Raw genomic sequence first — 12068 nt, forward strand, 5'->3', positions numbered from 1 at the left:
AATTCGAGCAGCAGTCCGACACTGCTGTGTGTGGTAAATTAGTAGAGCGGTTCTCTTAAATCCCGACGATACGGGGTCCGCTCTGGAGCATAAACCGGATGATTGGGCTGTTTGGCTCAACCGGATTATGCACTAAAGTGGATGACCGGAGCATTATCCAAAATGATTTGATTGTGTTGGATGATGCTCGGGTAAAGCGGTTGAAGCCGCGAAGGAAACGGAAACGTAATGAGCGATAAAACAAACGACGATAAGACGCTGAGCGTCAATTCCAAGAAGACGCTGACCATCAAGCGGCCAGGGGTTGAGCAGAGCACCGTGCGCCAGAATTTCAGCCACGGTCGCACAAAGGCTGTCGTCGTTGAAACGAAGAAGCGCAAATTCTCACGGCCTGATGAGAAGCCTGAAGCGGAAGTAGCAGCGGCACCAAAGCCTGCCGCTCCTGCTCCAGTTGCGAGCGCGCCTGTTGAGCCAACACCAGCACCTGTCGCTGCGGCTCCAGTGTCTGCACCAGCTCCAACTCCAGCACCTGCTGCACAAACAGCTCAGGCAGCTCCAGCTGTGGCATCGACGCCAGCTCCGACTCCAACGCCTGCGCCTGCTGCACCAGTGGCGGCAGCTCCAGTTGCAGCCGCACCTGTCGCTCCTGCACCACAGCAGCCAAAACCTGCACCAGCGGCACCGGCTTCCGCACAGCGTCCGCAGGGCACGCAGCAGCAGCGTCCCGGCCAGCAGCAGTCCCGCCCGGGTCAGCAGCAGCGTCCAGGTCAGCAGCGCCCCGGCCAGCAGTCACAGCGTCCACGCCAGTCCGATCGCTCGGGTATGGTGCTGAACACGCTGTCGAGCTCTGAAATGGATGCACGCCGCCGCGCGCTTGAAGGTGCTTTGGTTCGTGATGCCGAAGATCGCGTTCGCGCAGCTGAAGAAGCCAAGCGTCGTGCAGAAGAAGATGCGCGTCGTGCTAAGGAACGTGAAGAATCAGCTCGCCGTCAGGCAGAGGAAGAAGCACGCCTGAAGAGCGAAGCAGAAGCCAAGGCTCGTGCCGCAGCAGAAGCTGCAAAGCGCGCTCCACAGGCAGCTGGTCGTCCGGAACAGCGCGGCGATTCCCGCCCTCCACAGGGTGCACGTCCGCCACAGGGTGGTCGTCCACAGCAGGGCGCACGTCCAGCGTCGCCAGCGATCGCAGACGTTATTCCAACGGCCAACAAGCCATTGCCACAGAGCCAGCAGCGTAAGCCAGGTGCAGGTCAGGACGATGATGATCGTCGTGGTCCATCGACCGCGCGTCGCGGCACACCTGCGAAGCCTGAAGTGCGTACACCAAAGGTCACCAAGACCGATGATGATCGTCGTCGTGGCAAGCTGACAATTTCCAGCAATCTGGAAGATGAAGGCCGTTCGCGTTCGCTTTCAGCGATGCGTCGTCGTCAGGAAAAGTTCAAGCGTTCGCAGATGCAGGAAACCCGCGAGAAGATTTCTCGTGAAGTTATCGTGCCTGAAACCATTACGCTTCAGGAACTTGCACAGCGCATGACCGAACGTTCAGTTGATATCATCAAGTACCTGATGAAACAGGGCCAGATGATGAAGCCAGGCGATGTGATCGATGCGGATATGGCGCAGCTGATCGCTGAAGAGTTCGGCCATACCGTTAAGCGTGTTGCTGAATCGGACGTTGAAGAAGGTATCTTCGACGTGGCTGATGACGCGGCTGCTCAGGTTTCGCGTCCTCCGGTTGTCACCATCATGGGTCACGTCGATCACGGTAAGACATCGCTGCTCGATGCTATTCGTCAGGCCAATGTGGTTTCTGGCGAAGCTGGTGGTATCACACAGCATATCGGTGCTTATCAGGTCGAACAGAACGGCCATAAGATCACCTTTATCGATACGCCGGGCCACGCTGCGTTTACCGCAATGCGTGCTCGTGGTGCACAGGCAACTGACATCGCCATTCTGGTGGTTGCGGCTGACGACAGCGTGATGCCGCAGACGATTGAATCGATCAGCCATGCTAAGGCCGCTGGCGTGCCGATCATTGTTGCAATCAACAAGATCGATAAGCCGGAAGCTGATGCGCAGAAGGTTCGTACACAGCTGCTTCAGCACGATGTGTTCGTTGAATCGCTCGGCGGTGAAATTCTCGACGTAGAAGTTTCGGCTAAGAAGAAACTCAACCTCGATAAGCTGCTTGAAGCAGTTCTGTTGCAGGCTGAAATCCTTGATCTCAAGGCTGATGCGGCCCGTACTGCAGAAGGCGTCGTTATCGAAGCTCAGCTCGACCGCGGTCGTGGTTCGGTTGCGACCGTTCTGGTTCAGAAGGGTACGCTGCGCCCGGGCGATATTATCGCTGCTGGTAATGAGTGGGGCCGCGTGCGTGCTCTGGTCAACGACCATGGCGAACACGTTAAGGAAGCTGGCCCTGCAATGCCTGTTGAAGTTCTCGGACTTCAGGGTACGCCACAGGCTGGTGACCGTTTCGCGGTTGTTGCCAACGAAGCCAAGGCTCGTGAAATTGCTGATTATCGCCAGCGTCTTGCTCGCGATAAGGCTGTTGCACGTCAGACTGGTCAGCGCGGTTCGCTTGAACAGATGATGAGCCAGTTGCAGGTTAATGGCACCAAGGAATTCCCGCTTGTCATCAAGGGTGACGTGCAGGGTTCGGTCGAAGCGATTATCTCTGCTCTCGAAAAGCTTGGTACTGACGAAGTTCGTGCACGTATCGTTCATTCGGGTGCAGGCGGTATCACGGAAAGCGACGTGTCGCTGGCCGAAGCCTCGAATGCTGCAATCATCGGCTTTAACGTTCGTGCCAATAAGCAGGCACGCAGCTTGGCTGATCAGCAGGGCACCGAAATTCGCTACTACAACATCATCTACGATCTGATCGAAGATGTGAAAGCTGCGATGTCGGGTCTTCTGTCGCCAGAACGTCGTGAAACCTTCATTGGTAATGCTGAGATTCTCGAAGTCTTCAACATCACCAAGGTTGGCAAGGTTGCTGGTTGCCGCGTCATCGACGGTAAGGTCGAACGTGGTGCAGGCGTCCGCCTCATCCGTGACAACGTGGTTATCCACGAAGGCAAGCTCAAGACACTCAAGCGCTTCAAGGACGAAGTGTCGGAAGTGCCGATGGGTCAGGAATGCGGTATGGCGTTCGAAAACTACGACGATATGCGCGCAGGCGATACAATCGAAGCGTTCCGCGTCGAACATATTACGCGTACGCTCTAATATCTTAATGCCGGACCGTCCTCGATTGGATGGTCCGGCTTTTCATTGCCCGGTTCCGAGGGTCTGACTCCCATCGCAATTGTGGTAGATTGAACTTATCAATTTGTAGCCATTTATCGGCAGGCCCGTCGGCTTGCGCGTTCATGGTTGTTTATCGAGGATAAATAATGGCACGTTCTCCCGATCCGAAAGGCTCAGGTGGTCTTTCTCAGCGCCAGCTTCGCGTGGGCGAGCAGGTACGTCACGCTTTGGCACAGGTTCTTCAGCGCGGTGAAATCCGCGATGATCTGCTTGAGCGTACGGTTATTTCTGTTTCAGAAGTGCGCATGTCGCCGGATCTGAAAATCGCGACCTGTTTCATCACGCCGCTCGGCAGCACAGATGTGCAGGCGGTCATTAAGGCATTGGCTTCAAATGCGAAGTTTATTCGCGGTCGCATTGCGCCAAGCCTGAGCCAAATGAAATACATGCCGGAATTCCGCTTCCGGCCTGACACAAGCTTCGACAATTTTTCCAAGATAGATGCGCTTCTGCGTTCGCCAGAAGTAGCGCGCGATCTTGGACGTAATGAAAATGATGAAGACGGTGAAAGTGACGACGCTTCCCGCAATGGAGACGCATAAAGCATGGCAAGACGGGGCAAGAAAAAAGGCCGTCCGGTTTCTGGCTGGGTTATTTTCGACAAGCCAAAAGGCATGGGTTCAACGGAAGCCGTTTCAAAAATCAAGTGGCTGTTCAATGCAGAAAAAGCCGGACACGCCGGTACACTCGATCCGCTTGCATCCGGCATGTTGCCAATTGCACTTGGTGAAGCCACCAAAACCGTGCCTTATGTTATGGATGGCACCAAGGTTTACCGCTTCACAGTGACCTGGGGTGAAGAACGCTCGACGGACGATCTGGAAGGCGTTGCCACAAAGAACTCCGACAACCGCCCATCGCGCGCGGATGTTGAAGCTCTGTTGCCAAACTACACAGGCGTTATCTCTCAGATTCCGCCGCAGTTTTCCGCCATCAAGATTGGCGGCGAACGCGCCTATGATCTGGCACGCGAAGGCGAAACAGTCGTCATTCCAGCGCGCGAAGTCGAAATCGACCGTTTGGAAATCGTTGAATTTCCTGATGCAGATCGCACCGAATTTGAAGTCGAATGCTCCAAGGGCACCTATGTTCGCTCGCTTGCGCGCGATATGGGCCGCGATCTTGGCTGCTTCGGCCATATTTCGGACCTTCGTCGCATTGAAGTAGCACCCTTCACTGATGAGGATATGGTAACGCTGGCAGAGCTTGAAGAAGCATGGCCGCCGCTGCCGCCGAAGAAGGAAGAGGCCGCAGAAGATGCAGAGACCGACATTGTCGAACAGCCAGCGCCGCGCCGCGATTTTTCAGCAATCGATGCGCTCGTGATCGATACCGGTGCAGCGCTTGATTGTCTGCCGCAGGTGCCATTGAGCGATGATCAGGCCCAGCGTGTGCGTCTTGGTAATCCTGTAATTATCCGTGGACGCGATGCGCCATTGGAAGCGGACGAAGCCTGCGTAACATCGAAAGGCAAGTTGCTTGCAATTGGCTATATCGAGCAGGGTCAGTTTAAGCCAAAGCGTGTTTTCACGGCGGCTTAAAGCGCATTCCGAAAAGTGTGAAACGGTTTTCGGATAAAATGCGCGTTAGGATAAAGATTTGAGATGCGCAGACCTAATGCAAGCAGCTTGGCGCGTCTCAAATTAACCGCGATAATGCCAGCGTTTATTTGACACTGGTATTATTGCCGTTTTTGCACTATATGCCCCATCAGCGGTCTTATGAATTAATTGTGAGATCGTTTAAATGGCCCGCGCTGGACGACATCCCGGCTTGGGCGTCTCTTTTTCCTCTCATCAAGAAAGGGTGTACGATGTCGATTACTGCTGATCGCAAGCAAGCGCTTATCAAGGAATTCGCTACCAAAGAAGGCGATACCGGTTCCCCTGAAGTTCAGGTTGCCGTTCTTTCCGAGCGTATTTCGAACCTTACAGATCATTTCAAGGGCCACAAGAATGACAATCATTCGCGTCGCGGCCTTCTGAAGCTGGTTTCGCAGCGTCGTCGTCTTCTTGACTATGTCAAGGGCATCGACCAGGCACGTTACCAGGCGCTGATCACCCGTCTGGGCCTGCGCCGCTAACGGTAAAATCGGGCGACGTCTCAAAGCGTCGCCCGTTTGATTTAGAGCGCGTTTTTCAGATGCGCACTAAAGGAATACCTTAAGGCATTCTGAGAAGCGGATATCCGCTTTCCAAAAGAGAATGCGATATTTCGGGCGAATGCCCACTGACATGAGACGGCGCACATGGTGCATTCCGTCATGTCAATGCAGAGCCAAAAGGCTCAAGACCTGGACCAGTCATGGGGCAGGATTGCAGGCAGTTCGTGCCAGAGGATGTTCGCATGCGAATATTCTGACACGTAACGAACTTCCCGTTGTCTTGCCCATGGCCCGGTCTGCCAACCGGATGATGTCTTCAGACGCTTTTGCGCGGCATCTCCAAACAAGGACAAGATATGTTCAATACTCATAAAGTTGAAATCGAATGGGGCGGCCGTCCGCTGACACTCGAAACCGGCAAGATCGCACGTCAGGCTGACGGTGCAGTTCTCGCAACTTACGGCGAAACCGTCGTTCTCGCGACTGTCGTTTCTGCCAAGAGCGCAAAGCCGGGCCAGGATTTCTTCCCGCTGACCGTCAACTATCAGGAAAAGACCTACGCTGCTGGTAAGATCCCAGGTGGCTTCTTCAAGCGTGAAGGTCGTCCAAGCGAAAACGAAACACTTGTTTCGCGTCTGATCGATCGTCCGATCCGCCCGCTTTTCGTTGAAGGCTACAAGAACGAAACGCAGGTTGTTCTGACCGTTATCCAGCACGATCTGGAAAACAATCCAGACGTTCTGTCGATGGTAGCAGCATCGGCTGCGCTGACCATTTCCGGCGTTCCATTCATGGGCCCAATCGGTGGCGCACGCGTTGGTTACATCAACGGCGAATACGTCCTGAACCCGAATATCGACGAAATGCCAGAATCGAAGCTCGATCTGGTTGTTGCTGGTACTTCTGAAGCCGTTTTGATGGTTGAATCAGAAGCACAGGAACTGTCGGAAGAAATCATGCTCGGCGCCGTTGTTTTCGGCCAGAAGGGCTTCCAGCCAGTTATCGACGCGATCATCAAGCTCGCTGAAGTTGCTGCCAAGGAACCACGCGATTACCAGCCAGAAGATCTGTCGGAAATCGAAGCCAAGGTTCTTGCAGTTGTCGAAAAAGACCTGCGCGATGCCTATAAGAACACTGAAAAGCAGGCTCGCTACAACGCTGTTGACGCCGTTAAGGCTGCAGCGAAGGCGCATTTCTTCCCTGAAGGCGTTGAAGAAACAGAATTCTCGGCTGAAAAGTTCGCGACTGTTTTCAAGGAACTGCAGGCGAAAATCGTTCGCTGGAACATTCTCGACACCGGCAGCCGCATTGACGGTCGCGATCTGTCGACTGTTCGTGCAATCGTTTCCGAAGTTGGCCTTCTGCCACGTACCCACGGTTCGGCGCTGTTTACCCGTGGCGAAACACAGGCAATCGTTGTTGCGACACTTGGCACCGGCGAAGACGAACAGATGATCGATTCTTTGACTGGTACGTACAAAGAACCTTTCATGCTGCACTACAACTTCCCTCCATATTCGGTTGGTGAAACCGGCCGTATGGGTTCGCCAGGTCGTCGTGAAGTTGGTCATGGTAAGCTCGCTTGGCGCGCAATCCACCCAATGTTGCCAGCTGCTGAACAGTTCCCTTACACGATCCGTACTGTTTCTGAGATCACCGAATCCAATGGTTCGTCGTCGATGGCAACCGTTTGCGGCACATCGCTGGCTCTGATGGATGCGGGCGTTCCGATCATCCGTCCAGTAGCTGGTATTGCTATGGGTCTGATCAAGGAAGGCGATCGTTTCGCAGTTCTGTCCGACATTCTCGGTGATGAAGATCATCTCGGCGATATGGATTTCAAGGTTGCCGGTACTGAAAACGGTATCACAGCGCTTCAGATGGACATCAAGATCGACGGTATCACCGAAGAGATCATGAAGGTTGCTCTGGAACAGGCTAAGGGCGGTCGCGTTCACATTCTGGGCGAAATGGCGAAAGCTCTTTCGACCTCGCGTGAAGAACTCGGCGAATTTGCTCCACGCATCGAAGTCATGAACATTCCTACCGACAAGATCCGTGATGTTATCGGTTCGGGCGGTAAGGTTATTCGTGAAATCGTCGAAAAGACCGGCGCGAAGATCAACATCGAAGACGATGGTACGGTCAAGATCGCTTCGTCGAACGGCAAAGAAATCGAAGCCGCTAAGAAGTGGATTCACTCGATTGTTGCTGAGCCAGAAGTTGGCGAAATCTACGAAGGTACAGTTGTTAAGGCTGCTGACTTCGGCGCATTCGTAAACTTCTTCGGTCCACGCGATGGTCTGGTTCACATTTCGCAGTTGGCTTCCGACCGCGTTGCCAAGACCACTGACGTGGTTAAGGAAGGCCAGAAAGTCTGGGTCAAGCTTATGGGCTTTGACGAACGTGGCAAGGTTCGCCTGTCGATGAAGGTTGTCGATCAGGAAACCGGCAAGGAAATCGTTGCTGAAAAGAAGGCAGAAGCAGACGCTGAATAAGCGTTGAAGCTGTTGTAAGTTATCGAAAGCGCGCCCCAGAGCTAATTTGGGGCGCGCTTTTTTGTTGCACGTGAATCAATTCAAGACCATGGATGAGCCATGATGACACCAGCACAACAAACACTCTTTCTCCCTTTCTATCAGGACATTCTGGATATGCCTGAAGAAGGCCAGACCTTCCTTGCTTGCGGCTTGTCTGCCGACCGGCAGCTTGAGGATGAATGGAAGCAGGCGCTGACTTTCTTGCAGCCATGGCGTCCTGATTGGCTGGCTCTCAACAAAGAAGGCTTCAAGGCAATCCCCAGGTTGGCTCAGGAGAGCAATTTTTCCGGCGGGCTACTTCTGCTCGGAAAACACCGTGGTCGCAACGAGGCGTGGTTTGCGGAGCTTCTGGCGCGTGTTAAGCCGGGCGGCTGGATTGTCGTCTCCGGTGACAAGAAGCTCGGTGTCGATAGCTTTCGCAAATGGGTCGGCAATATTGCTGAAGTCAGCGACCGGCTATCCAAGAATCATGCGGTCGCTTTCTGGCTGCAACGTCCTGCCGATCTAGGTGACGATTTTATCAATGCATTGAAGCCGGTTGCGACTGATATTGACGATGTGTTCCGCACAGAGCCCGGCATGTTCTCGCATGGCGCTATCGACAAGGGTTCGGCGCTGCTGGTGCCGCATATGGAAAAGATCGTGTTTGGCAATGTTGCCGATCTGGGTGCTGGCTGGGGCTATTTGGCGGCGCAAAGTCTCAAACATGCCGATCGCATCAAGCAGATTGATCTTTTCGAGGCGGATTATGAAGCGCTGGAAGCGGCGCGTGGCAATCTGGAGCGTCTTGGTTCCCCCTTGCCGATGACGTTTAACTGGTTCGATGTTACAAGCGAAAAAATGACCGGCATTTACGATACGGTTATCATGAATCCGCCGTTTCACGAGGGACGTGCGACCGAAGTGTCGCTCGGTCAGACGTTCATAGCAGCCGCTGCTTCACGTCTGAAAATCGGCGGTCGTTTGCTGATGGTTGCCAACCGCCAATTGCCTTATGAGGCAACACTCAAAAGCTTGTTCAAGAATGTGAATGTGCTTGAGGACGCAAAAGGCTTCAAAATATTTGATGCTAAGAAGTGAAGCAAAAAAGCCGCCTCGAAAGGCGGCTTTTTTTATCAAGCTTATGAGACTTATTCGCCGCGCGTGTCAGCCGAACTTTTCAGTTCTTCCAGCGTTGGCATCGAAAGGATGTTGTAGCCCGAATCCACATAATGGATTTCGCCGGTTACACCGCTCGAAAGATCTGACAGCAGGTAAAGAGCCGATTTGCCAACATCATCAATGTCGACAGTGCGGCGCAGAGGCGAATTACGGCGCTGATAGCTGAAGATTGCGCGTGCATCGCCAATGCCGGCACCAGCCAGCGTGCGTACAGGGCCAGCCGAGATCGCATTGACGCGGATACCCTGCGGGCCGTAATCGGCAGCGAGATAGCGAACCATGGCTTCAAGAGCAGCTTTCGCCACGCCCATGACATTGTAGTTCGGGATTGTGCGTGTCGAGCCGCCATAGGTTAGCGTCAGGATCGAGCCGCCGTCCTTCATGAGCTTTTCTGCGCGCTGCGCCATTTCCGTGAAGGAATAGGCAGAGATCACCATGGTGCGGCTGAAATTGTCGCGTGTGGTGACGTCTGCGTAACGTCCCTTCAGCTCAGTCTTGTCCGAGAAACCGATGGCGTGAACGATGAAATCGAGCTTTCCCCATTTCTTCTCGATTTCAGCGAAAACGGCATCAACCGAAGCAATGTCTTCAACATCGCAAGGCAGCACCATATCCGAGCCAACCTGTTCGGCCAGCGGTTTAACACGTTTGCCAAGTGCATCGCCCTGATAGGTGAAAGCGAGTTCGGCACCCTGTGCTGCGAGTTGCTTAGAAATTCCCCAGGCGAGTGAGTGGTTATTCGCGACCCCCATAATGAGGCCGCGTTTGCCTTGCATCAAACCTTGCATATTGTCCCTCTCCATCAGCTCTGATAGCGCTGGAACACCAGCGTTGCATTGGTGCCGCCAAATCCAAAGGAATTGGAAAGCACTGTATTGAGCTGAGCATTGTCGATGCGCTTGCGAACGATAGGCATGTCCGCGAAGGCAGGATCCAGTTCTTCGATATGAGCGCTTTCGCAGATGAAGTTATTCTGCATCATCAAAAGCGAGTAGATAGCTTCCTGAACGCCTGTGGCACCCAAAGAGTGGCCAGTCAGCGACTTGGTTGCCGCAATCGGCGGGCAGGCATCGCCTGAACCAAATACCTGACGGATCGCTTCGATTTCAGGAGCGTCGCCAGCAGGGGTCGAGGTTGCATGCGGGTTGATGTAATCAATCTTGCCCTTGACGGTCGAGAGCGCCATTTTCATGCAACGGATCGCGCCTTCACCCGATGGAGCGACCATGTCGTAACCATCCGATGTTGCACCATAGCCGACGATTTCGCCGTAAATCTTGGCACCACGAGCAAGCGCGGTTTCGAGGTCTTCCAGCACGAGAACGCCTGCACCACCGGCAATAACAAAACCGTCGCGGTTTTTGTCGTAAGCGCGCGAAGCCGTCGAAGGTGTGTCGTTATATTTCGACGACATAGCACCCATGGCGTCGAACAGCACTGAAAGCGTCCAGTCGAGGTCTTCACAGCCACCAGCGAAAACGCGGTCCTGCTTGCCATACTGGATCATTTCATAGGCATTGCCGATACAATGGTTCGATGTCGCACAAGCGGACGAGATCGAATAATTGACGCCCTTGATCTTGAAGAACGTTGCAAGCGTTGCCGAAGCTGTTGAGCTCATGGCTTTTGGCACGGCAAAAGGTCCGACGCGCTTTGGGCCTTTTTCACGGGTGATGTCGGCAGAATCGACAATGGTGCGTGTCGAAGGACCGCCCGAACCCATGATGATGCCGGTACGATCGTTGGAGACTTCCTCCTCCGAAAGACCTGCATCGGCAATTGCCTGATCCATGGCGACATGATTCCATGCAGTACCACGACCATGAAAACGCATGGCGCGGCGATCTACGAGCGCCTCGACATCGATCTTTGGAATGCCGTGAACCTGGCAACGGAAACCAAGCTCGCCATATTCTTCAGCACGGGAAATGCCGGATCTGGCTTCACGCAAAGAGGTCGTAACCTCTTCAGTGTTGTTTCCAATCGAGGATACAATCCCCATACCCGTTACGACCACACGCCGCATCGCGTTCTCCTTTACACCTGTTCCGTGTGATCAACCCGTATGAGTTGACCCTTGTTCCCGGTTACATAGGTGCGATCTTCGCATATTTTGAGCGCGGCCGCATGAAAACTCGTCATTTTCTGCGTCCGCGCCCGTGAATGTTGTATGAATTAAGCGCCGTCGCTGTCTTTGGACAGGCCGACGCGCAGGTCGCTTGCCTTATAGATGGTCTCGCCATCAGCCTTGAGCCAGCCATCGGCTGTGCCAAGAACAAGGCGACCACGCATGACGCGCTTGAAGTCGATTCCGTATTGCAGAAGCTTTGTGTGCGGGCGAACCATGCCCTTGAACTTCACTTCGCCGGTCGAAAGCGCCATACCGCGACCCGGCTCGCCGAGCCAGCCGAGAAAGAAGCCCGTCAGCTGCCACATGCCGTCGAGGCCAAGGCAGCCCGGCATGATTGGATTGCCCTGAAAATGGCATGGGAAATACCAGTCATCGGGGCTGACATCGTATTCAGCACGGATATAGCCCTTGTCGAACTCTCCGCCGGTTTCGGAAATTTCGGTGATGCGGTGCACCATCAGCATTGGCGGCAGGGGGAGCTGTGCATTACCGGGACCGAACAACTCGCCACGTGCGCAGCTGAGGAGCTCTTCATACCCGTAGCTCGATTTCTGTTCTGCCATTACGCCTCCCTTGAGGGTTATTCTTGTGATGGCTCCTGTGTTTCAGGAACGATCGCGTTTCATCAATTCGGGAACACCTCTATCATAGAGTGTTTCCATCAGTAAAATAGTGAGCGAGGTTTTCCAAAAAAAGGCGGAATTACCAAGCCTATTGATACTTAATTCGCAACGGCATATATCAATGTCAGTAGGCAATGGGCAACAGCCCGTTTAATCTTTGACGAAATTGCTACAAGCTTGTGACGGATCCAAGG

At 53.9% G+C, this 12068-nt stretch carries 9 protein-coding genes; 6 read left to right on the forward strand and 3 right to left on the reverse strand.

Going from position 1 to position 12068, the window contains the following annotated elements:
* The first annotated feature begins 228 nt into the window (after positions 1–228).
* The 6 genes from infB to WH356_RS05490 all read left to right on the forward strand — a co-directional run bounded on the left by infB (position 229) and on the right by WH356_RS05490 (position 9039).
* Complete coding sequence (infB, locus tag WH356_RS05465; RefSeq protein ID WP_339509176.1) at positions 229–3234, forward strand: translation initiation factor IF-2; 3006 nt, start codon at positions 229–231, stop codon at positions 3232–3234.
* Between the two features lie 167 nt (positions 3235–3401).
* Positions 3402–3857, forward strand: a complete 456-nt coding sequence (gene rbfA, locus WH356_RS05470) for a 30S ribosome-binding factor RbfA (RefSeq protein WP_339509177.1) — start codon at positions 3402–3404, stop codon at positions 3855–3857.
* Between the two features lie 3 nt (positions 3858–3860).
* Positions 3861–4856 carry a tRNA pseudouridine(55) synthase TruB gene (truB, locus tag WH356_RS05475; protein WP_339509178.1) on the forward strand — a complete coding sequence of 332 codons (996 nt, stop codon included), beginning with the start codon at positions 3861–3863 and terminating at the stop codon, positions 4854–4856.
* Between the two features lie 272 nt (positions 4857–5128).
* Positions 5129–5398: a 30S ribosomal protein S15 gene (gene rpsO, locus WH356_RS05480; protein ID WP_339509179.1), complete on the forward strand. Its 270-nt coding sequence runs from the start codon at positions 5129–5131 to the stop codon at positions 5396–5398.
* A gap of 377 nt (positions 5399–5775) precedes the next feature.
* Positions 5776–7917: a polyribonucleotide nucleotidyltransferase gene (pnp, locus tag WH356_RS05485; protein ID WP_339509180.1), complete on the forward strand. Its 2142-nt coding sequence runs from the start codon at positions 5776–5778 to the stop codon at positions 7915–7917.
* Between the two features lie 99 nt (positions 7918–8016).
* Positions 8017–9039, forward strand: a complete 1023-nt coding sequence (locus tag WH356_RS05490) for a class I SAM-dependent methyltransferase (RefSeq protein WP_339509181.1) — start codon at positions 8017–8019, stop codon at positions 9037–9039.
* A gap of 50 nt (positions 9040–9089) precedes the next feature.
* On the opposite strand, the gene fabI is transcribed toward WH356_RS05490, so the two are convergent.
* From fabI to fabA, 3 genes are all read right to left on the reverse strand, one after another.
* Positions 9090–9908 (reverse strand): enoyl-ACP reductase FabI, encoded by an 819-nt coding sequence (gene fabI / locus WH356_RS05495; protein ID WP_339509182.1) that lies wholly within the window; start codon positions 9906–9908, stop codon positions 9090–9092.
* A gap of 14 nt (positions 9909–9922) precedes the next feature.
* Positions 9923–11146 (reverse strand): beta-ketoacyl-ACP synthase I, encoded by a 1224-nt coding sequence (fabB, locus tag WH356_RS05500; protein WP_339509183.1) that lies wholly within the window; start codon positions 11144–11146, stop codon positions 9923–9925.
* Positions 11147–11295: 149 nt separating this feature from the next.
* A complete protein-coding gene (fabA, locus tag WH356_RS05505; RefSeq protein WP_339509184.1) occupies positions 11296–11814 on the reverse strand; it encodes a 3-hydroxyacyl-[acyl-carrier-protein] dehydratase FabA in 519 nt (172 codons plus the stop codon).
* Positions 11815–12068: the final 254 nt, after the last annotated feature.

This window comes from Ochrobactrum sp. MYb379 (genome assembly GCF_037479515.1).
Taxonomy (GTDB): Bacteria; Pseudomonadota; Alphaproteobacteria; order Rhizobiales; family Rhizobiaceae; genus Brucella.

Bases quoted from the DNA above. Each gene is read 5' to 3' on its own strand.
- infB (WP_339509176.1), top strand. From the start codon at position 229: ATGAGCGATAAAACAAACGACGATAAGACGCTGAGCGTCAATTCCAAG.
- rbfA (WP_339509177.1), top strand. From the start codon at position 3,402: ATGGCACGTTCTCCCGATCCGAAAGGCTCAGGTGGTCTTTCTCAGCGC.
- truB (WP_339509178.1), top strand. From the start codon at position 3,861: ATGGCAAGACGGGGCAAGAAAAAAGGCCGTCCGGTTTCTGGCTGGGTT.
- rpsO (WP_339509179.1), top strand. From the start codon at position 5,129: ATGTCGATTACTGCTGATCGCAAGCAAGCGCTTATCAAGGAATTCGCT.
- pnp (WP_339509180.1), top strand. From the start codon at position 5,776: ATGTTCAATACTCATAAAGTTGAAATCGAATGGGGCGGCCGTCCGCTG.
- WH356_RS05490 (WP_339509181.1), top strand. From the start codon at position 8,017: ATGATGACACCAGCACAACAAACACTCTTTCTCCCTTTCTATCAGGAC.
- fabI (WP_339509182.1), bottom strand. From the start codon at position 9,908: ATGCAAGGTTTGATGCAAGGCAAACGCGGCCTCATTATGGGGGTCGCG.
- fabB (WP_339509183.1), bottom strand. From the start codon at position 11,146: ATGCGGCGTGTGGTCGTAACGGGTATGGGGATTGTATCCTCGATTGGA.
- fabA (WP_339509184.1), bottom strand. From the start codon at position 11,814: ATGGCAGAACAGAAATCGAGCTACGGGTATGAAGAGCTCCTCAGCTGC.